21 protein-coding genes are annotated in these 20,001 nt (G+C 48.4%); 5 read left to right on the forward strand and 16 right to left on the reverse strand.

Going from position 1 to position 20,001, the window contains the following annotated elements; genetic code table 11:
* Positions 1-6: 6 nt before the first annotated feature.
* From AACQ93_RS16105 to AACQ93_RS16140, 8 genes are read right to left on the reverse strand one after another with little or no spacing between them, the layout of a single operon-like run.
* A complete protein-coding gene (locus tag AACQ93_RS16105; protein WP_064606215.1) occupies positions 7-996 on the reverse strand; it encodes a hypothetical protein in 990 nt (329 codons plus the stop codon).
* Between the two features lie 2 nt (positions 997-998).
* Complete coding sequence (gene neuC / locus AACQ93_RS16110; RefSeq protein ID WP_064606216.1) at positions 999-2,162, reverse strand: UDP-N-acetylglucosamine 2-epimerase; 1,164 nt, start codon at positions 2,160-2,162, stop codon at positions 999-1,001.
* The gene (gene neuB, locus AACQ93_RS16115) at positions 2,162-3,163 is read right to left on the reverse strand and encodes an N-acetylneuraminate synthase (protein WP_064606218.1); all 1,002 of its coding nucleotides are present in this window, start codon (positions 3,161-3,163) and stop codon (positions 2,162-2,164) included. Before neuB ends, neuC begins: the two co-directional genes overlap by 1 nt.
* Before the next feature lie 11 nt (positions 3,164-3,174).
* Entirely contained in the window at positions 3,175-4,167 is a 993-nt protein-coding gene (locus tag AACQ93_RS16120; protein WP_064606220.1) for a GNAT family N-acetyltransferase, read from the reverse strand.
* A gap of 1 nt (position 4,168) precedes the next feature.
* Positions 4,169-5,314 carry a LegC family aminotransferase gene (locus AACQ93_RS16125; RefSeq protein WP_064606222.1) on the reverse strand — a complete coding sequence of 382 codons (1,146 nt, stop codon included), beginning with the start codon at positions 5,312-5,314 and terminating at the stop codon, positions 4,169-4,171.
* A gap of 27 nt (positions 5,315-5,341) precedes the next feature.
* The gene (locus tag AACQ93_RS16130) at positions 5,342-6,532 is read right to left on the reverse strand and encodes a UDP-N-acetylglucosamine 4,6-dehydratase (protein ID WP_064606226.1); all 1,191 of its coding nucleotides are present in this window, start codon (positions 6,530-6,532) and stop codon (positions 5,342-5,344) included.
* Between the two features lie 46 nt (positions 6,533-6,578).
* Positions 6,579-7,349, reverse strand: coding sequence for a glycosyltransferase family 2 protein (locus tag AACQ93_RS16135; protein WP_064606228.1), 771 nt, complete (start codon positions 7,347-7,349; stop codon positions 6,579-6,581).
* Positions 7,350-7,353: 4 nt separating this feature from the next.
* Positions 7,354-8,412: a UDP-N-acetylglucosamine 2-epimerase gene (locus AACQ93_RS16140; RefSeq protein WP_064606231.1), complete on the reverse strand. Its 1,059-nt coding sequence runs from the start codon at positions 8,410-8,412 to the stop codon at positions 7,354-7,356.
* A gap of 203 nt (positions 8,413-8,615) precedes the next feature.
* Between AACQ93_RS16140 and waaA the strand changes: the two genes are divergently transcribed.
* Positions 8,616-9,902: a lipid IV(A) 3-deoxy-D-manno-octulosonic acid transferase gene (waaA, locus tag AACQ93_RS16145; RefSeq protein ID WP_064606233.1), complete on the forward strand. Its 1,287-nt coding sequence runs from the start codon at positions 8,616-8,618 to the stop codon at positions 9,900-9,902.
* Here waaA and AACQ93_RS16150 read toward each other — a convergent pair.
* Positions 9,892-10,602 carry a 3-deoxy-D-manno-octulosonic acid kinase gene (locus AACQ93_RS16150; protein WP_064606234.1) on the reverse strand — a complete coding sequence of 237 codons (711 nt, stop codon included), beginning with the start codon at positions 10,600-10,602 and terminating at the stop codon, positions 9,892-9,894. The two genes, waaA and AACQ93_RS16150, sit on opposite strands and share 11 nt — an antisense overlap.
* 92 nt (positions 10,603-10,694) lie before the next feature.
* Here AACQ93_RS16150 and AACQ93_RS16155 point away from each other — a divergent pair, with 92 nt between their 5' ends.
* Both AACQ93_RS16155 and coaD read left to right on the forward strand, forming a co-directional pair.
* Positions 10,695-11,732 (forward strand): glycosyltransferase family 9 protein, encoded by a 1,038-nt coding sequence (locus AACQ93_RS16155; protein ID WP_064606236.1) that lies wholly within the window; start codon positions 10,695-10,697, stop codon positions 11,730-11,732.
* Positions 11,733-11,773: 41 nt separating this feature from the next.
* Positions 11,774-12,256: a pantetheine-phosphate adenylyltransferase gene (gene coaD, locus AACQ93_RS16160; protein ID WP_064606238.1), complete on the forward strand. Its 483-nt coding sequence runs from the start codon at positions 11,774-11,776 to the stop codon at positions 12,254-12,256.
* A gap of 59 nt (positions 12,257-12,315) precedes the next feature.
* Here coaD and AACQ93_RS16165 read toward each other — a convergent pair whose 3' ends face one another.
* The 7 genes from AACQ93_RS16165 to AACQ93_RS16195 form a co-directional block, all read right to left on the reverse strand.
* The gene (locus tag AACQ93_RS16165; RefSeq protein ID WP_064606240.1) at positions 12,316-13,320 is read right to left on the reverse strand and encodes an NAD-dependent epimerase; all 1,005 of its coding nucleotides are present in this window, start codon (positions 13,318-13,320) and stop codon (positions 12,316-12,318) included.
* 154 nt (positions 13,321-13,474) lie between these two features.
* A complete protein-coding gene (mutM, locus tag AACQ93_RS16170; RefSeq protein ID WP_064606242.1) occupies positions 13,475-14,290 on the reverse strand; it encodes a bifunctional DNA-formamidopyrimidine glycosylase/DNA-(apurinic or apyrimidinic site) lyase in 816 nt (271 codons plus the stop codon).
* A gap of 22 nt (positions 14,291-14,312) precedes the next feature.
* Positions 14,313-14,798 carry a hypothetical protein gene (locus AACQ93_RS16175; RefSeq protein ID WP_198160135.1) on the reverse strand — a complete coding sequence of 162 codons (486 nt, stop codon included), beginning with the start codon at positions 14,796-14,798 and terminating at the stop codon, positions 14,313-14,315.
* Between the two features lie 208 nt (positions 14,799-15,006).
* Positions 15,007-15,174: a 50S ribosomal protein L33 gene (gene rpmG, locus AACQ93_RS16180; RefSeq protein ID WP_004405486.1), complete on the reverse strand. Its 168-nt coding sequence runs from the start codon at positions 15,172-15,174 to the stop codon at positions 15,007-15,009.
* Positions 15,175-15,187: 13 nt separating this feature from the next.
* A complete protein-coding gene (gene rpmB, locus AACQ93_RS16185; RefSeq protein ID WP_007469437.1) occupies positions 15,188-15,424 on the reverse strand; it encodes a 50S ribosomal protein L28 in 237 nt (78 codons plus the stop codon).
* A 171-nt stretch (positions 15,425-15,595) separates the two neighbouring features.
* A complete protein-coding gene (gene radC, locus AACQ93_RS16190) occupies positions 15,596-16,270 on the reverse strand; it encodes a RadC family protein (protein WP_064606244.1) in 675 nt (224 codons plus the stop codon).
* Between the two features lie 106 nt (positions 16,271-16,376).
* Entirely contained in the window at positions 16,377-18,050 is a 1,674-nt protein-coding gene (locus tag AACQ93_RS16195; RefSeq protein ID WP_064606246.1) for a methyl-accepting chemotaxis protein, read from the reverse strand.
* A 223-nt stretch (positions 18,051-18,273) separates the two neighbouring features.
* Here AACQ93_RS16195 and coaBC point away from each other — a divergent pair, with 223 nt between their 5' ends.
* Positions 18,274-19,497, forward strand: a complete 1,224-nt coding sequence (gene coaBC, locus AACQ93_RS16200) for a bifunctional phosphopantothenoylcysteine decarboxylase/phosphopantothenate--cysteine ligase CoaBC (protein WP_064606248.1) — start codon at positions 18,274-18,276, stop codon at positions 19,495-19,497.
* A complete protein-coding gene (gene dut / locus AACQ93_RS16205; protein ID WP_064606250.1) occupies positions 19,484-19,939 on the forward strand; it encodes a dUTP diphosphatase in 456 nt (151 codons plus the stop codon). Before coaBC ends, dut begins: the two co-directional genes overlap by 14 nt.
* Positions 19,940-20,001: the final 62 nt, after the last annotated feature.

Genomic DNA, 20,001 nt, shown 5'->3' on the forward strand with positions numbered 1-20,001 from the left:
AAAACATTAGCTATGAATACCAGGTTGTTTTAATACTTGTTTTATTTGGATACACAGCTGTTTAATCTCTTCTACGGAATAACGTGAGTCCAGAGGCAACGAAAGTATTCGGCCACTCAGCACATTTTCCACACCATCAATATCCGGCCAGTGGATTGCCAGAAAAACATTTGAATCCATTAACTGACGTCTGACATCATTTCTGCCCTCGATCAGAATGGGCAAATAAGAATAAAAATCTGAATTCAAACCCAGTGAAATATCAGCAGGCAACAGTGACTTTGCCAAATCAAAATTGGCCTTTCTGGCTAACCTTTCGGTTTCTAGCCCCGCGTAGAATTCAATCGCTTCGATTACCGAGCGACTGCTTGGTTCAAAGATACCAACACTGTCATCAAGCAAACTCTCCGCCGATGAAAATAGGTTTAGGTACTCACTTTCATCTCCTTCACCACTTTGAAGAAAACGAGACTTCAGCTGTTTCGCCTGATATTTGTCCGCCGCAAAGTCATCAAGACAGCGAACTCTAGCTTTCTTAATCGGCTGACTGCTATACACTAAGCTAAAATCAGCCACGGGTGAAATTTTACGCAGACTGTTGAATGAATACCAACTATTAACACTCTCTGAGACTACCGACGGGTATGGTGAAAAAACATCGTCGACAATCACCGGTTGGGTGCATAACGTTAACGCCCGCTTAAGTGAAGGTAACTTAAACCCAAAATAGTTGATGAAATACACCGCATCATACTCATTGATGTTTGCTGGCATCTGATAGTTTAGCGTCTCATCAACTTCATAAAATGAATACGTTATTCGATACTCTTTGAGAACATCAAGTATCACTTCACATAAAAAGTTCGGCACCAAGATATGCTTTTCGGCCAAACCAGCGTTTTCAATAATCAAACGTAACGAAGAACGACCGGAATTGGTGACTTCACTAAAGAAGTGTTTATCGCGTAGCTCCTGTTCTCCCCCGATATGAAACATAATTAAAATTCCACATCATAGAAAGGCTTTGAGCGCAGCTGCTTCAGCTCGACAGACTTAAGTACATCAACCACCTGCTGGGAACTGTTGCCCTGACCATACGGGTTAACAACACTACCCAGTTTCGCCTGAAAGTCCGGCTGGTAAATTGTTTCCAGTGCCGAGATCACCTGCTGCTTATCAACAGCAACATCGATTACACTTTCGGAACGGATGCGGCCTTTTTGACGATCACCAATATTAATTGTCGCCACTTTAAATGATGGCGCTTCCACAATACCGCTGGAAGAATTACCCACTACGGCATCGATATACTGCAACGCAGATAAGTATCTCAACTGGCCTAAAGACGTAAATGCAATCGCTTTTTCTTTATTTGCTTCAACATATTTATCAATCATTTGGTTGATTGTACGTCCGCCGACATCTGCATTGGCCTTAGTAAAGATCAATAAAGTATCTTCACATTGATCCAATGCAGCCAAGATCTGGCTGAAATCTTCTTCTATCTGATCAACCGATTCTGTCGTTTCCGGGTGATAAGTGATCAGTAAGTTTTTAGCCGCCATTTTGCAATCAATCGAAGTTTCAAACTCTTCCTGACTCATCAGCTTCATGCGACAAATATTATCCAGACCAACCTCACCGACATTAAATACCCGGCTCGGGTGTTCACCCATCTGGATAACACGACGGGCATACTCATCAATCGCGGTGAAATGAAGCTGAGACAATTTGGTGATACCGTGACGGATCAGCTCATCAATAGCACCTTCCGTCAGTTCACCACCATTCAGGTGAGCAACAGGGATGCGGGCGATATTGGCAGCAGACACTATAGGTATCAGTTCATAGCGATCGCCCAGCACCAACACCACATCCGGTTTTAGCTCATCAAATGCTTCAGCAAAGCTGATCTGAGCCAGTCCCATGCTTTTACTAACGCCAACCGGCGAATCAGAAGAAAGTAGAATTTCGATTTTTTTGTCAATTTTGTGGCCATCTCCCTGGATCTGCTCCACGGTATAACCAAACTCCGGCGACAGGTGGGAACCAGTCACAAGCAGCTGTAGTGCCAGCGTCGGCTCATTGGAAATGTCATCCAACAAGCACTTCAATAGCCCGTACTCCGCCCTTGTAGCTGTTACGACACAGATCTTACGCATCAGATCAATTCTCCTTTCGCATAAGCTTTTTTCGCAACACTATTAACGACTTCATCCCAGCGAGTTGGCGAGATCCCTGAGCCCGGACGCTTTATTTCCAGCATATCAGGAGTCAGCACAGCGCCTTCGGCAATATCACAAGCTGCAACAATACTCTTGCGAACAATATTTCGATTTTCTTTTTCCGTTTTTGTCGGCACTTTCCAGCCACTACCTAAAGCAGCTTCAATATTGCGAATCGCCTGCACCATCGCTTTCAGTTCCTGAGGCTCCAGGCTGGCACTATGATCCGGGCCCTTCATGGTTTTATCCAGCGTAAAGTGCTTCTCAATAACCACTGCGCCCATCGCTACTGCAGCAACTGGTACTTCAATCCCCAACGTATGATCTGAATAGCCGACACAGATACCCGGGAAGGCGTTGCCAATGGTAACCATCGCACTGAGATTCACATCTTCCGGTGCTGTCGGGTAATCTGTCGTCGCGTGAAGTACGGTGATTTCATCACGAGCCAAACCGGCCTCTTCCAACGTGAAAATGGCGTGTTCGACTTCTGACAAGTAACCCATTCCTGTAGATAAAATTACCGGCTTTTTAAAACTGGCAATATGACGCAAGAACGGTGTATTCGTCAGTTCACCCGAACCAATTTTGAACTGTTCCTGAAGCTGATCCAGGAAGGTCGCACTTTGCTCTTCATCCGGCGTTGATAAGAAAGTGATCCCTTTATTGTCACAATATGATTTCAACTCACTGAAATCATCATAGCTGAGCTCCAGACGCTTCAGCATCTGAAACTGCGACTCGACCTGCTGAGTATTTTCTTTCTGGTACTCTGCCATTTCGGCATCTTCAGTCACCAGAAGTTCGGTTTTCCAAGTCTGGAATTTCACCGCATCAACACCGGCTTCATGTGCAGCATCGATCAATTCTTTCGCAAGATTAATATCGCCGTTATGGTTTACACCTGCTTCAGCAATAATAAATGTTCTGTTTTTCATATTATCCCTCTTCACTTCCTATATAGCTGGAATAGCCTTGGGGCAGTTTCGTTCTGATGTTGTTCCTGCCATAGCTTATTTAGCCGAGCCCTGATCTCTGGCATAAAGTCTATCCCTGCGATATAGAACGGGAGATTCTGATCCGAAAATTTAGCTTTAAATTTAAACAAACTGTCATTTTCATCTGACGTTCGTCCGCCGCCAAGCATCATCCAGCGACAACCTTTTTCCTTGGCTTGCTCAAAGGCATAATCAAGTAACAGGTAGTTGCCATTCTCCCGCAAATAGGCCTGATTATTCGCAGAAAGATGATAATGGGAAATATCATTGCCATGCATAAAGAACCCCGAGGACACAACCTCGTCATCAAGCATAGCTTCTACCAACTCAACGCCATCAATAGCAGCAAGCTTTTCAAAGTAATCCGGCTTGAAATAATAAAAATCTGCCGCGGCATTTTTATCCATCGTCTCTTCATACAGGCGGATAAATTTATCTAGGTCCTGGCTACCGACATGCTTGTGCAACTTCTTATGGGCTTTGCGTAAAATATTGCGCGTGGTCTTGGAATACCGGGCCCAGCGCTCCTCTGTCGATACCGCCAGATCCACCACCACTACGGTTCTTTCCTGCGCAATAAAATCAAACAGTGATTTGTTCTGCGACACGGAATTAAACGGATGAAACCTGATAAATTCGCAAACAATATTCTGAGCAAGACAATGCCGGCGATAAGACTCAAACGCTTGCTGTAAAAACGCTTCATCATCACTGTTTGTCAGTGGGCCACCATAACCATATGGTGTTTCCAGATCATAAAGCTCTTCTTTGACTGGCACACCTGCAACACTTTTGATCGGCCATTTTATTGAGCGAAACAAAACCTGCTTATCGCCATCTTTAAACACATAATCAAACAGCTCGCATTCATCCTCAATATAGAGCTCTGAATATGGCTTCTGGTAGTAAATATCGCGTGACAGGTCGATAGAATGATTCTGCATATCAAATCTCTACCGGTGAGCTTGGCAAATTAACTAAGTGCGATTCCACCCACTCAGACACTGACAGATCACCTCGCATTGCATCCTTAAACATCGGCAAGCGGTGCATCAACTTCCAAATCGGACGTGTCATCACGCCGTTTTCATTGGTCACTTTCAGTAGTTCATCACGCGTATCCGCATCAGGACAAATCAAAGCGTTAAGCCAGTAGTTCGACTGCGCATACTCAGGCTCCTGAACAAACTGGAAGTCAGTCCCAACAAAGAAATCCTGGTACTGCTGGGCCAGTTTACGTTTCTGTCCAAGGAAGGTAGGCAATACTTCCATCTGCGCACACCCCAATGCCGCATTAAGGTTTGGCATACGGTAGTTAAAGCCCGGCTCGTCATGAAAGAATTCGTACGGGTGAGGCACCTTCGCAGTGGTTGTCACATGCTTAGTACGGGCACCGACCTCTGCATCACGGCACAACACCATACCACCACCACCTGTAGTGATGATCTTATTACCATTGAAACTCACTGCGCCAAATTCGCCCAGCGTACCAGTATGCTTACCCTTATAAAATGAGCCCAGACTCTCGGCGGCATCCTCAACCAAAGTCAATTTCCATTTACGACACACGTCAACCAACTCATCAAGCTCAACCGGATGACCAAAGGTGTGCATCGGTACCACAGCCCGTATACGCTGACTTGTATGCTTGTGAATACAGCAGCCTCGCTCATTCAGCTCTGCATTCTGCTCCAGGTAGGCTTCAACGGCTTTCGGACACAGTCCGAGACTGACTTTAGACACATCGACAAAAATCGGCTCTGCGCCCATGTGATAGAGCGCATTACAGGTTGCAACAAACGTCAGCGCCTGTGTAATAACAAGATCGCCGCGCTCAACGCCAGCCATATAAAGTGCAGCATGCAACGCCGCCGTACCATTTACAGTAGCGACCGCTTTCGGGCTGTGTGTATAGGCTTCAATTTTCCGCTCGAAATCGTCAACAAATTTACCGACACTCGATACAAAAGTGCTCTGAATAGTTTCAGACACATACGCCATTTCATTACCGTTAAAGGTAGGCGCATGTAGTGGAATAAACTGATCCGTTTTATAGATATCACGGACAAACTCTACGATTGCCTGGCTCATAAAAAAATCCTGCTTAATGACTACCCATTACATTTTGCTATCTAGGTATTTACCGGTTTCTTTATGGCCGAAATCAGGGATCATCTTAAAGAAAAGCTCAACGATTTCTTCTTTCTTCCACTCGCGCTTGTCTTTCATCTCACCAATTCGCTGTTCAAACAGAGCCAGTAACTCAGGTTTGTACAGGGCTTCATTTTTGATCACACCCAGATTTTCGAAGCTCTCCATATCCAGTGTTTCCTTCTCGGTAAAGAATTCCTCGAAGTCTTTTTCACCGGTTGTATCACTTGAAGTGAACAGACATGGCCACTTACCTTGGGCTGGCAAGGTTTTAACCAGTTCACGAGCTTCATCCTCTGTGTCACAAAGATGCGGTTCAATGCCACGCTGCTTAAGGTACTTCACCGCAATATCAGCAAACGAAATCAGGTGTAGCGATTCACTTAGCTTAGGGAAAAAGATGTCGCGGTTCTCACCGAAGATACAGGACATCAGACACAGCTCGCCGGATTCCTGTGGAGTCACAAAGTAACGTTTAATGTCATTCGGTGCCACGATCGGCTGGTGCTTCTGCAGGCGTTGGTTAAAACCGTGTAGCAATGAGCCATCAGAAAAAGCGACATTGGCAAAACGGGCTGTCGAAATGGCAATTTGCTCACTCTTTCGCATCAGGAACATTTCCATAATGCGCTTAGAGGCACCCATCATATTCACCGGATTTGCTGCCTTGTCCGTCGACACACAGAAGTACTTTTTCACACCGGCATCAATCGACTGCTGGATAGTTTTGTCGGTATTGAATACATTGACATCAATCATCCGCATCAGGGTATATGGATCTTTTTCACTGCGGACATGCTTAAGGGCGGACAGGTTTAGCACATAGTCATACTGGCCATCAGCCTTAATAAAGGCATCATATTCAATTGAGCCAATATCCAAAGCAAATGTCTGAAAGTCGCCATCGATGTAGCCAAACGAACTGCGGATATCGCGAACCAGCTCTACCATGTTGTTTTCACTAATATCAACAACATGCAGCTTTTTCGGGTTGCGCTTGAAGATTTCCTTGGTTACTGCTTGCCCAATTGAACCCGCCCCACCCAGAACCAGAAATCGAGAGCTGGAAACAATGGATTTCAACTGTTGCTCATGTGAGGTGATATCGACGTCAAACAGTGCCTGCTCACGCCCGATTAACGGTAAAATTGCATTCATGCTAGTAACCTTGATATTAAATTATTCATTACACTGGATGACCATATTAGCGTCTGTCTTCACGCTCAAGCAGCCACAAGCCAACATATTTATTGAAGTTCACCTGGGCATAGGTCATTGCCATAATAAAGCCCACACTTCCGTCTAAGAATCCCCGGCGAATAATGTAAATATGGAAGAAAGTCCAGATAGCCCGCAACAGCGCCAGGAACAACCCTCGGGATTTTTTCCCCTTGCGGTGATATTTTTGCGCCCCCAACCAAGCATATTGCGCGGCTTTATCGAGGCCGTGCCCATAATCACGATGCGTATAGTGCAGTAAGAAGCCCTTCATTACGCCTGTACTACCGGTTGGTGGAATCACTGTTTCATGCACTTCATCCAGGGTATAACGGGAACCTTCTCGCTTGAAAAGGCGTAATACTGAACGAGCACTTCGCCCATACTTTAATGTCTTACCATAAAGAGTCACGCCCCATGGCAGACGGTAAGCGGTATGTTCAATGGAATCTTGCTCCAATAGTGAAACTAAGGCTTTCTGCATATCACTATCAAGCGCCTCATCGGCATCAATCGACAACACCCAGTCACATTTTGCTTTATCCAGCGCCCGCTGCTTTTGCTTGCCAAAACCAGGCCAGTCAGTGATGGTAACATTATCAGTATAGCGACGGCAGATCTCGACAGTCTCATCCGTCGAGCCACTGTCCAACACAATAATTTCGTCTGCTACCGCAGCTACAGACTGCAAACAGCCTTCAACCCGGTCAGCTTCATTTTTGGTGATGAGTATTACAGATAGGGTATGTTTTCGCATACAGTTACCACTTCCAATAGCCAAGCGACTTTCTCATTTTCAGATTGCGCCAGATGTTCTTAGGTTTGCGATCTTGCCAGCCGGCCTGCAACATATCAGTTACCGCCGTCAAAACGCGAGGGGCAGACTTACCGTCCAGGTAAGGCGTGATCGACGGACCATACTGGGTAATTTGCGCCAGCAACTCCGCATCCGGATTTAATGCGCGCTCAATTGCGCCAGCCAAATCCTCAGGCTGAGTAATATTGATAAAGCTCGGTTGCACCTCGCGGTTATTTACCGTCACCACGGGTTTACCCAGCAACAAAAATTCTTGAAAGATTGACGAATTATCACACACCATCACATCAGCGCGATGCAATAATTCAATCACTCGGTCATTGTCGAAAAACATCAGATTGTCATTCTCCAAAGCCCGGTATTTAGCTACCGTTTCCGGTGCCATCTTAGGGTGAAGAGTAATCAGCCACTGCCAGTTACCTTGTTGACTCAACGCTTTAATCTGTTCATAAACCAACTCAGCACAAGACAGACTCGGGGAAAAAGTAGAGGAAAATGCAATTTGCGGCCTGTCGTTATCTTCAACATCAGACGAAGTGAAGCCGAACAGGCTGTCAAGCTTGATCCAGCCCGTTTCAACCACTTTAAAATAACCACGCTGCTCAGCAAGCGGCTGCAACGTTCCTGTTCGCTCATGACCTTCAGTGCAATAGAGGTCAAACAGACCTCGCTCCGGATATAAGTTTCCGCGCTTGCTTTCATTGAGACCATGAAAAACCTGAACCTTCAGGCCAGGGATAAAGCTGGGGATCCTATCTCCCGGTGCAAACACCGCATCAGGACGGTATGCTACCGCACTATCGACACGATCCAACGCTTCCTCACCCGGCAGTAAAAAGCTTTTGGATACATCCTTACCAACAAGCAACCACTTCACTTCATGCCCCAACGACTTCGCATGTTGCTGTAGAGGCCGGAGAATCGAAAAAGAATAGTTTTGCTCAACATAAAACAAGAAACGATATAAAGGCCCCTTGTTTGCCACATTACTATTTGGTTGCATTGCTAATTCCAGATTGATATTTCAACGATGCTTCTGTACAGATTAAAAGCAGTTTGAGAGCATTTTTAAACGATCAATCATACCAGAAAATCCTGCAGTTCCCTGCTTTCACAACAAAAGGTTGGTAAAAAATCGCAAAGCCACACCGACATCGTTTACACTCTCGTCTGGATAATGACAGTCGATACACAGGACGAGATAACATGATCTTTCGCTGGTTATACACCTTACTGCTTAGTTTAGCGGCCCCGCTGCTTCTGTATGGTCTCTACAAAAAAAAAGAAGGCAAACCAGCATTCGGCCCGCGATGGAAAGAACATTTCGGTTTCACGCCAGCACTCAGCACATTTGAAAATGGCATCAAGCCCGTATGGATCCATGCTGTCTCTGTTGGCGAATCAATTGCAGCAATTCCGGTTATAAAAGCGCTTAAAGAACAGCATCCAGAACAACCTGTCATAGTCACCACCACAACCAGCACTGGTGCTGAACAAATTGCCAAACTCGGGGACTTAGTTGAACACCGCTATATGCCGATTGATTTCAGCTGGTGTGTGAAAGGCTTCCTCAGAGCAATCCAACCTCAGGCTATGCTGATCATGGAAACAGAGCTGTGGCCAAATACCCTGGCGACTGTGCACAATGCAGGTATTCCGGTCATCGTCATGAACGCACGTCTGTCAGCCCGCTCGGCAAACCGTTATCGTCGCTTTCAGCCACTGTTCAACTTACTGGCCAAACATATCAACCACCTGCTTTGCCTGCACCAGGATGATGCCGAACGGTTTATCTCTCTCGGTATTCCGGCCAATAACGTAACGGTCACAGGCTCAATTAAATTTGATATTCAAATTTTTGACCGTGTATCAGAGCAGGCAGCCGAACTTCGCCAACAACTGGGCAACCAGCGTCCTGTCTGGGTTGCCGCAAGTACACATAGAGGAGAGGATGAACAGGTTCTGAGTGCTTTTAGTATGGTTCAACAGTCTTTCCCGGAAAGCCTGCTCATATTGGTTCCACGACATCCCGAACGCTTTAACCAGGTAGAGCAACTCTGTATTGACAGCGGATTTAGCTGTGTCCGTCGCACCCGGGAAGGTGTTGTCACCGCGGATACTCAGGTCTATCTGGCCGATACCATGGGCGAAATGCTAACTTTCCTTGGCGCAGCAGACATCACCTTCATGGGCGGCAGCCTAATTGGTGATGCCGTTGGCGGACACAATATGCTGGAACCGGCTGCACTGGGCAAACCGACGATCACCGGGCCAAGCTATTACAACTTTGCCGATATCACCCGACAGCTGACAAACGCCGAGGCTGTATGGGTCTGTGACGGGCCGGAATCACTGGCAGAGATGCTGATCAAACTGTTTGAGCAGGCGGAGCAGCGTCAAAAAATGGGAGCCGCGGCCCTTTCGGTTGTAAGGCAAAACCAGGGGGCCGTTCAGAAAACCCTTTCAGCCCTTAACGAGCAGCTCAACAACTAAACCTTTCGTACCCATCAAGCAACGCCTGCCAGCATTGCTCACTAAAGTGAATACCCCGCTTGCCCTGCTCCTTAATGAACGAGCGGTGCAGGCGGGCCAGATTTTTCTCTTTCCAGGCTTCTCCAGCCTGCTCATAGCATTTATCAAAATCAATCAGCCAAACCTGTTGTTGGCTATCGAGCAAAATATTATGGCTGTTGAGATCGGTATGGCACACCTGAAGATCGTGCATTTTGCGAACCATGGCCCCCACAGCCAGCCAAGTGGCTGTCGGCAGTTCTTCCTTTTGTAATATCCCGACAAGATCTTTCGCCTCCGCGATCTTTTCAACCAGGATATCGGCCTGATAGCACAGTCCTTTGCGAATCGCTCTGGCAGCGACTGGCCGTGGCACCCTTACCCCGCCACGTACAAGTTTATCCAGAAGCGCGATCTCTTCCGCGCAACGTGTCTTTTGCCAGCCAAGGAAGCAATACGAATCTGCCACCAGTTTGCCAAACAATCCGCCACGACGATAATGACGCAACGCCATATCCAGCTTTTCACCTTGAACAAACCAGGTTGTCCCCCTGCCCTCAGCTGAGCCTATCACCCGGCCTGCCTGTTGCCAGAAAACAGGATCAAAACAAGCATCAGGCTGCTCAGGTAACAACTCGGGGTTAAACCAGATACGCTGGTTTTCAGATTTGATTTCTTGCACGTTAAAACTCCAGACCGGATTTGACAGAGTATTTTACAATCAGTTACCTGAACTGCATAATTCCATGTCCAAATCATTAATGGGTATAAGCAATGGCGCTTTTTGCTTCTCCACCAAAATCGTTATGTATTCTTCGGTTATCAGCCATCGGTGATGTCTGCCATGCCATTGCCGTCGTACAGGCTATCCAGAAACACTGGCCACAAACCGAAATCACCTGGATCACAGGCAAAATCGAAGCTCAACTGATTGGCGATCTACCGGGCATCAAAGTTATCGTCTTTGACAAAAAAACCGGCTTTTCCGGTATGAAAACGGTTTGGTCATCGCTGAAGGGGCAGCGATTTGACGCCCTACTCCACATGCAGGCAGCACTGCGAGCCAGCATTCTATCAGTGGGGATAAAAGCAAAATACAAAATCGGCTTTAGCCGCAACCGCAGCAGAGAAGGACAGTGGCTGTTTACGAACAAGCATCTGCCAAACACTGACGCTTATCATGTTCTGGATAACTTTGCTGAGTTTGCCAAATACCTGGGCGTGCCCTTTGACGCCCCGGAATGGAATATACCGCTGTCTGAAAAGGACATCAGCTTTGCCAAACAGTATACAGGCGATAAACCCACTCTGGTTATTTCACCGGCAGCCAGTAAAGATGAACGAAACTGGCTGACTGAGCGCTATGCCCAACTGGCTGACTATGCTTGCGACAAAGGCATGCAGGTAATTTTGTGCGGCTCTCCGGCTCCACGCGAAATCGAACTGGGTAAAGCAATAGAAAAACTGTGTCAGCACCCGGTTGAAAACCTGACTGGCAAAACCGACCTGAAACAATTAACCGCACTGCTGGGTCAGGCGAATGTCGTTTTAGCCCCAGATACAGGACCTGCACACCTGGCCACAACTCAAGGCACTCCGGTGATCGGTTTGTATGCTCACAGCAACCCGAAACGCACCGGCCCCTATAACAGCCTTGATTATGTAGCAAGTGTTTACAATCAGCATGCCGAGCAACAACATGGCAAACCAGCCGACGAACTGCCTTGGGGTACCCGAGTTAAAGGCAGCGATATCATGAAAGATATTGATCTGGATGGAGTAAAATCTACTCTCGATATGTTGGTACCATAATACGTTGAAGCTCAATAACATCATTTTCACTGGTATTAATTATGACAACCCGAGTTATTTACCCTGGTACTTTTGATCCAATCACCAACGGCCACCTTGACCTCATTGAGCGCGCGGCCGCCATGTTCGACCATGTGGTCGTTGGCATTGCGTTCAGTCCGAGCAAAAAGCCCCTGTTTGATTTGGAAGAGCGGGTTGAACTAGCTAAAACCATCACCAAACACCTGGACAATGTCGAGATTGTCGGCTTCTCCGGCCTATTGGTTGATTTTGCTAAAGAATACCAGGCCAACGTTCTGGTTCGTGGTCTACGCGCTGTTTCTGACTTTGAGTATGAATTCCAGCTAGCGAACATGAACCGCCGCCTGATGCCTGAACTTGAAACCGTGTTCCTGACGCCGGCAGAAGAAAACTCATTTATCTCTTCGACCATCGTCAAGGAAGTCGCCCTTCACAAAGGCGATGTCAGCCAGTTTGTCGATCCATATGTCGCTGACGCCCTTATGAAAAAGCTGCACGGTTAATCCGTTGCTCAAAATAAAAAAGGAGGCTTACGCCTCCTTTTTAAACTCCGGACTACAAATCAGCATTTGTAAAAGTCACGGTACCAGTCAACAAAGGCTTTCACGCCTTCCTTCACCTTAACCTGCGGCTTATAGCCTGTCGCCTTAAATAAATCTTCCGTGTCAGCATAAGTAGCGTAAACATCACCCGGTTGCATCGGCATGAAGTTTTTCTTCGCTTCCTGACCCAGCGCTTCTTCCATCGCTTCAATAAAGTCCATCAGTTTAACCGGGCTGCCATGACCGATATTGTAGACCCGGTATGGCGCTGAGCTGGTTGCTGGCGTGCCGGACTCAACCGTCCAATTTTCAGTCTTCTCTGGGATCACATCCTGAATACGGATAATACCTTCAACGATGTCATCGATATAAGTAAAGTCACGGCGCATATCGCCGTTGTTATAGACATCAATCTGCTCGCCATTCACGATCTTCTTCGTGAATTTGAACAATGCCATATCCGGACGCCCCCACGGACCATAGACGGTAAAGAAACGAAGGCCGGTAGTCGGAACCCCGTAAAGATGGGAGTAAGTGTGTGCCATCAGCTCATTCGACTTCTTCGTCGCTGCGTATAGCGATACCGGGTGATCAACGCTGTCAGCAGTATCAAACGGCATCTTTTGATTGAGGCCGTAAACAGAGCTAGATGATGCATAAACCAGATGCTGCACCTTATGATGACGGCAACCCTCCAGGATTGTCAGGTGGCCAATCAGGTTACTGTCGGCATATGCCATTGGGTTATCGATGGAATAACGAACCCCTGCCTGAGCGGCCAAGTGAATAACTCGATCAAACTTCTGCTCAGCAAACAAATTCGCAATACCGTCACGATCGGCTAAGTCCATCTTGATGAAAGTAAATGTCGGATGAGTAATGCGCTCAAGACGTGCATCTTTCAGAGCAACATCGTAGTAGTCATTAAGGTTATCGATACCAATAACCTCATGTCCCTGCTCACACAGGCGTTCAACCACAGCACTGCCAATAAAGCCGGCTGCGCCGGTCACAAGATATTTCATAACATTCCTCAACCCAGTCCCACCAGACGGTGCAACAAGTCATACCTACTGAGAGTAAATCAATAACGCAGGATCTTAGCACTCCGCTCTGCTTTGCAACATACAAAAACGGCAAAAATATGGTCAATGATGCTGAAAGCAGGGTTAAGTAAAACTAACCCTCTTTCTGACAATCACTGCAAAAAACAGTCGCCCGCTGGCCGATTTTCATTTCACTCAACGGCTTATCACAACGCGGGCAAGGCTCACCACCTTTACCGTAAACCAATAACTCCTGGGCAAAATAACCCGGCTTGCCATCGGCATTTTTAAAGTCTTTCAGGGTTGTTCCGCCCTGTTTAATCGCAAAGGCCAGCACGGCTTTAATTTCGTCCACCAGCACGCCCATACGCTGGCGGGAAATTTTGCCCGCCGCCTGTTTCGGGTGGATTCCGGCGCTGAATAGGGACTCATTGGCATAAATGTTCCCCACCCCAACCACAACCTGGTTGTCCATAATGAACTGTTTGATCGCTGTGCGCTTACCCTGCGCCCGCTCAAACAAATAGTCCGCAGTAAATGCATCACTCAGCGGCTCAGGGCCGAGCTTACCCAGAACCGAGTGTTCTTCATCAGCCGTCTGCCACAACCAGGCTCCGAACCGACGCGGGTCGTTGTATCGAAGCAATTCGCCACTCGCTAACACCAAATCAACATGGTCATGTTTCTCTGGTGGCGTCGTTGCCGGCAACACCCGCAGGCTACCAGACATCCCCAGGTGGACAATCGCCGCCCCGGCAGCCGTTTCCAACAGCAAATATTTTGCCCGGCGACTTACCTTGCGGATCACCTGCCCTTCAATCTGTCGAATTTCCTCCGGCACCGGCCAACGCAGCTTCGGGTTACGGACAGTAATCCGTTCCACTGTCTGCCCGACCACATGAGGCGATATTCCCATCCGGCTTACTTCAACTTCTGGTAACTCAGGCATGATGCTATTCCATTAATAGTTATCAAAGGGGAAACAGGTAGGACTCTTCGACAGAAATCGCCAACCAGGCACCCTGCCAGCTTTGCAGCAGCCAAAACTGTGGTAACTGATAGACAGTTACCCGAACCGGCTCTTCCAACGACTGCAACCAGATCTCAACCGTTCTCGGTGTGCCAAGTTGAGATTTCAGCTGAGCCATCATCTCATCCCCCACTACTGTACCACTGATAGACTGCCAGTTATCCACCACAACTTTTGGTGAGACATTGATGGCAGGCTCGGCCACCCAGAGGCTCTCTTGTAAGGTAAACGTATGATGAGGCAGATACAGCTTAGTGATTTGTGCCGGTTCAGGCAGCAGTGATTGCAGGGAGGTGTCTGACTCGGCCTGTTCAACAGGAGCCTGTCGCTGTCGAATTAATTCCGGAAACTGCACCACAGCAATAAAAAGAATAACAGCAATAATGATGACATTATTCCAACCCCGGCGTGACAGTTTAATTGCCATGATTTTCCTTCTACTCAATAACCACCAAATTGAGAACAGCTAATCGGCCTGCAAAATTGCTCTGAAATCAATTTGGTCTGATAAAGCTTTCATTAAATCATAACAATAAATGGGCAAATAGAAGAAAGTCGAAGAAAGGGAGTATATAGCAGACATAAAAAAACCCAGCTTAATGCCGGGTTTTTTATCAAAGAACAGATAAAACCAATTACTTGATTTTAGCTTCTTTGTACATAACGTGCTTGCGAACTACAGGATCAAATTTTTTGATCTCGAATTTGCCTGGCATGTTACGCTTGTTTTTGTCGGTAGTGTAGAAGTGACCTGTACCAGCAGATGATACTAGGCGGATCTTCTCACGAATGCCTTTAGCCATTGTTCAAATCCTCTTAAACGTTCTCGCCGCGAGCACGCATATCAGAAAGAACAGCTTCGATGCCTTTCTTATCAATGATACGCATACCTTTTGCAGAAAGGCGTAGTTTAACGAAGCGTTTTTCGCTTTCTACCCAGAAACGATGAGTTTGCAGGTTCGGCAGAAAACGACGCTTGGTGGCATTACGTGCGTGTGAACGGTTGTTACCCGTTACAGGACGCTTACCAGTTACTTGGCATACACGGGACATTACTGTCTTCTCCAAATCGTTTCAGCTCGATATCAACCATGGTTAGCCAAATGAAAATCAAGTTTTCATCTAACCATAGCTATCAAAGGTCGCGCATTATACTAAGTCAAAACCAGTTGCTCAAGTCCCGAGCAGATCCTTTCGCAACATTTTGTTCGATTTCGGCTCATTTTATAGCCAACCTCGTTCAGCAAAAGAAGTAATTTCTCCATCGCCGACAACAAAATGATCGAGGACACGAATATCCACTAAGGCTAGTGCATCACTGATCTTGCGCGTTATTCGACGGTCGGCCTGACTTGGCTCTGCGACGCCTGACGGGTGATTATGCGCTAAAATGAGCGCGGCTGCATTAAGTTCCAGTGATCTTTTTACAATTTCCCGCGGATATACGCTTGCAGCGTCGATTGTTCCTTCAAATAATGCCTCTCCAGACAGAACTCGATGCTGATTGTCCAAAAATAACACAAAAAAAACTTCGCGATGACGGTCCCGCAGAACCTGACTCAGGTACCGACGGGTATATTCAGGGCTGGTCAGGGCATCTCCTTTGGACAAAGTTTCAGCAAAATGGCGTTCACTCATCGCCATTACCGCCTGCAATAAAGCATATTTCGCAGGCCCAAGCCCCTTATGACGACAAAAATCCTCTTTTCCCGCCGCCAACAAAGCCCGCAGCGAGCCAAATTCATCCAGTAAGTGCGTCGCCAACTCCAGCGCATTCATTCCGGTAACCCCGGTGCGCAAAAAAATTGCCAACAGCTCGGCATCAGTCAGGGCAGCCGGACCGTGAGATAACAGCTTCTCCCTCGGCCGGGAGGCAATCGGTAATAATTTTAAAGACATGTTGTCCCCTTCTGTCACAAACTACAGAAGAGGACGACCGAATAGGAAGAACAAGCACTCCCCTTAAGTTGTGGGAAAACCCTCGCAATAATTTCAGGTGGTTACATTACACCCTGAACTGACCTACGAGCGAACGCATCTGCTCGCCAGAAGCGGCCAGTTGGGCAGTAGTCGCCTGAGTACCGGACAGCGCCTCAACCAAGCGGCTCAGGATCTGCTGAATCGACACCAGGTTAGTATTAATTTCTTCGGCAACACAGCTTTGCTCTTCAGCCGCCGTCGCCGTTTGCGTGCCCATAGTATTGATACAAGCCACCGCTTCCGTCACCGTAGCCAGGCTTTCGGTGATCTTATGTGACTCACCTAACGTGGTCTGGCTTCGCTGCTGGCTCACAGCCATCGCCTCAACCGCCTTACGGGTTCCTGACTGAAGCTCTGCCAGCATCTGGTTGATTTCCTGTGTACTTTGCTGGGTACGCCCGGCAAGGGAACGCACTTCATCGGCCACAACGGCAAATCCCCGTCCCTGCTCACCAGCCCGCGCCGCTTCAATCGCTGCATTCAAGGCCAGCAGGTTTGTCTGCTCGGCAATGGCACCAATCACGCTCAACACGGAGTTAATCTGCTCGGCCTGCTCATTGAGCACATCCATCGCCTGTGCTGCACTGTCGACATCCCCGGCCAACTGCTCAATGCTACTGACCACAGTATCGACTTCCAGTTGCGCCGCCTGAGTCTGGTTAGTCGCTTCCTGCGTCGCCTCTGCGGTATTGATGGTGTTATTCGCTACTTCACGGGCAGAAGCGCTCAGCTCAGTGACTGCCGCCACCACCTGATCGGTTTCGCGGCTATGCTGCTCCATCTGTCCGCCTGCGGCTTCCGTTTGCTGTTGCAGAGCATGGGAGGCTTTATCAACATGCGTTGCGACTTGTTGGATTTCACCGATCAGCTGTTGCAGTTTTGCCATAAAATCATTGAAGGCTGTTGCCAGATCGCCGATTTCATCATTTGCCGTCACATCCAGACGTGCGGTCAAATCCCCGCCACCGGCTGCTATGTCTTTCAAAGCCTCAACCATATGGTTCAGCGGCTGCATCGCCCGTCCGGTCACCCAGAGCACAATCAAGCCAGCAAAAATAATCACCGCCAGCGTCATGCCGAGAGATATCCACACCTGGCGCTGGAATTTCGCTTCAGCCTGCTGCTGGAATGCTGCTACGTCTGCATCAATATCATCAATGTAGACACCGGTCGCCAGCACCCAGTCCCATTTTGCCAGGTACTCGGCATAACCCAGTTTCGGCGCAGTCGCGTCAATAGACGGTTTGTGCCAGCTAAAATGGAGGAAGCCATCACCTTGTTTGGCCGCCTCAATCAATCCGGCAATCACCTTCACGCCGTTTTCATCAACGACACCAATCAGATTTTTACCTTCAAGCTTCGGTTGGGCCGCATGCATGGTATTAACGCCTTGCGAATCATAAGCGAAGAAATAGCCGTCCTCGCCAAAACGCATCGCGGTCAGAATCTTCTTCGCCGCCTGAATATTTTCACCGTTCTGATCGGCGCTGTAGAGATCATTAATTGCCGTTCTGGCTAACTGGATGGCGCCTTTCAACTCCTCTTTCTTCATGGTGACAGTCTGGGTGCGGTAGGCATTGATTTGTTCCGCAAGGTTGGTCTTCTGTTCGGAGAGATAAACAAAGTTAACAAGGCCGGCAACAAGTACAACGGGCAGTAAAACAAGTAGCAGCAATTTGCCGCGGCAACGTAATTCCATCTGGGTATTTCCTGCATTACTTAGAATAATTTTTCTTCTTTCACCCTATTTATTGCAGGGTTTTATTCCATGACCAACCCGACAAAAATGACATTCCCCCAAGGAATAAATAACAAAAATTTGCACTTCTCCGAGATTCCCAGTTGATCTCGGCCGATGATTCTCCGGCCCTTTGGTGCTATCTTGTTGCCGAATTCACAGGTTCAGAGAGACAGGCAAAACGATGCAAACACTGGCAGGAAAGAAAATACTTCTGGGTATCAGCGGTGGAATTGCGGCGTACAAATGCGCCGAACTGACACGCCGCCTAATTGAGCGCGGCGCTGAAGTCCGTGTCGTCATGACCCGGGCAGCCGAGGAATTTATTACTCCCCTGACCATGCAGGCGGTATCCGGCCACCCGGTTTCAGACAGCATTTTCGACCCGGCGGCGGAAGCGTCGATGGGTCATATCGAGCTGGCAAAATGGGCAGATCTGGTGCTGCTGGCACCAGCTACCGCCGACCTGATCGCCCGCGTCAGTGCCGGCATGGGCAATGATTTGCTGTCCACTCTGTGCCTGGCAACAGACTCGCCAATTGCCGTTTCACCAGCAATGAATCAGCAGATGTACCGCAATGTTGCCACTCAGGAAAATATTGCGACCCTGAAGCGTCGCGGCTTTCACATCTGGGGGCCGGACAGCGGCGAGCAGGCCTGCGGTGATGTCGGTCCGGGTCGTATGCTAGACCCGATGGTTCTGGTTCACCTGACTGAAGATTTCTTCCAGCCAGCCGATCTTGAAGGCATCAAAATCGCGATTACTGCCGGCCCGACACGTGAAGCCATTGACCCGGTGCGTTACCTGACCAACCACAGCTCGGGCAAGATGGGTTATGCCATTGCTGAAGCCGCGGCTAAACGCGGTGCGGAAGTCACCCTGATCAGCGGCCCTGTCAACCTGGCAACCCCGGCTGGTGTTACACGCATTGATACCGCCAGCGCCGAACAAATGCATCAGGCCGCGATGGATGCAGCAACCCAACACAATATTTTCATCTCCTGTGCGGCAGTGGCTGATTTCCGCCCGGCAGAAGTTGCAGACCAGAAGATGAAGAAAAAAGACGGCGAAGATGAAATGATCCTGCGCCTGGTGAAAAACCCGGATATCGTCGCCAGCGTTGCCGCACTGACCGAACAGCGTCCGTTCACAGTCGGGTTTGCAGCTGAAACCCGGGATGTGGAACAATACGCGCGCGGTAAACTGAGCCGCAAAAACCTGGACCTGATCTGCGCCAATGATGTTTCGCAGCAGGGTCAGGGTTTCAACAGCGACAACAATGCCCTGCACCTGTTCTGGTCTGCCGGCGACAAAGCTTTGCCGCTTTGCACCAAACATGAACTGGGCCAGCAGCTAATCAGTGAAATCATCACCCTATACAAAGAGAACAAGCATGAAAAAAATTGATCTGAAAATCCTCGACCCACGAGTTGGTAACGAGTTCCCGCTTCCGGCCTATGCAACTGAAGGTTCTGCGGGTCTGGATCTGCGTGCTTGTCTGGATGAAGCCCTGACGGTTGAGCCGGGGCAGACTCACCTGGTACCGACCGGCCTGGCAATCCACATTGCCGACCCGAGTCTGGCGGCCACTATCCTGCCGCGCTCTGGGCTGGGCCATAAGCACGGTATCGTACTGGGCAACCTGGTTGGCCTTATCGACTCGGATTACCAGGGCCAGCTGATGGTTTCTGTATGGAACCGCGGCCACAGCACATTCACCATTGAGCCGGGCGACCGCATTGCCCAGCTGGTCTTTGTTCCTGTGGTTCAGGCTGACTTCAACATCGTCTCAGACTTTGACGCCACCGACCGTGGCGAAGGCGGTTTCGGCCACTCAGGCCGTAGCTAAACCTCTGCTGGCGAAGTAAACAAATAAGCGCAAATATAAAGCCCGGCCCTTCAGGTTGGGCT

Source organism: Photobacterium sp. J15, assembly GCF_963870815.1.
Classification (GTDB): domain Bacteria; phylum Pseudomonadota; class Gammaproteobacteria; order Enterobacterales; family Vibrionaceae; genus Photobacterium; species Photobacterium marinum.

Bases quoted from the DNA above. Each gene is read 5' to 3' on its own strand.
- AACQ93_RS16105 (WP_064606215.1), bottom strand. From the start codon at position 996: ATGTTTCATATCGGGGGAGAACAGGAGCTACGCGATAAACACTTCTTT.
- neuC (WP_064606216.1), bottom strand. From the start codon at position 2,162: ATGCGTAAGATCTGTGTCGTAACAGCTACAAGGGCGGAGTACGGGCTA.
- neuB (WP_064606218.1), bottom strand. From the start codon at position 3,163: ATGAAAAACAGAACATTTATTATTGCTGAAGCAGGTGTAAACCATAAC.
- AACQ93_RS16120 (WP_064606220.1), bottom strand. From the start codon at position 4,167: ATGCAGAATCATTCTATCGACCTGTCACGCGATATTTACTACCAGAAG.
- AACQ93_RS16125 (WP_064606222.1), bottom strand. From the start codon at position 5,314: ATGAGCCAGGCAATCGTAGAGTTTGTCCGTGATATCTATAAAACGGAT.
- AACQ93_RS16130 (WP_064606226.1), bottom strand. From the start codon at position 6,532: ATGAATGCAATTTTACCGTTAATCGGGCGTGAGCAGGCACTGTTTGAC.
- AACQ93_RS16135 (WP_064606228.1), bottom strand. From the start codon at position 7,349: ATGCGAAAACATACCCTATCTGTAATACTCATCACCAAAAATGAAGCT.
- AACQ93_RS16140 (WP_064606231.1), bottom strand. From the start codon at position 8,412: ATGCAACCAAATAGTAATGTGGCAAACAAGGGGCCTTTATATCGTTTC.
- waaA (WP_064606233.1), top strand. From the start codon at position 8,616: ATGATCTTTCGCTGGTTATACACCTTACTGCTTAGTTTAGCGGCCCCG.
- AACQ93_RS16155 (WP_064606236.1), top strand. From the start codon at position 10,695: ATGGCGCTTTTTGCTTCTCCACCAAAATCGTTATGTATTCTTCGGTTA.
- coaD (WP_064606238.1), top strand. From the start codon at position 11,774: ATGACAACCCGAGTTATTTACCCTGGTACTTTTGATCCAATCACCAAC.
- AACQ93_RS16165 (WP_064606240.1), bottom strand. From the start codon at position 13,320: ATGAAATATCTTGTGACCGGCGCAGCCGGCTTTATTGGCAGTGCTGTG.
- mutM (WP_064606242.1), bottom strand. From the start codon at position 14,290: ATGCCTGAGTTACCAGAAGTTGAAGTAAGCCGGATGGGAATATCGCCT.
- AACQ93_RS16175 (WP_198160135.1), bottom strand. From the start codon at position 14,798: ATGGCAATTAAACTGTCACGCCGGGGTTGGAATAATGTCATCATTATT.
- rpmG (WP_004405486.1), bottom strand. From the start codon at position 15,174: ATGGCTAAAGGCATTCGTGAGAAGATCCGCCTAGTATCATCTGCTGGT.
- rpmB (WP_007469437.1), bottom strand. From the start codon at position 15,424: ATGTCCCGTGTATGCCAAGTAACTGGTAAGCGTCCTGTAACGGGTAAC.
- radC (WP_064606244.1), bottom strand. From the start codon at position 16,270: ATGTCTTTAAAATTATTACCGATTGCCTCCCGGCCGAGGGAGAAGCTG.
- AACQ93_RS16195 (WP_064606246.1), bottom strand. From the start codon at position 18,050: ATGGAATTACGTTGCCGCGGCAAATTGCTGCTACTTGTTTTACTGCCC.
- coaBC (WP_064606248.1), top strand. From the start codon at position 18,274: ATGCAAACACTGGCAGGAAAGAAAATACTTCTGGGTATCAGCGGTGGA.
- dut (WP_064606250.1), top strand. From the start codon at position 19,484: ATGAAAAAAATTGATCTGAAAATCCTCGACCCACGAGTTGGTAACGAG.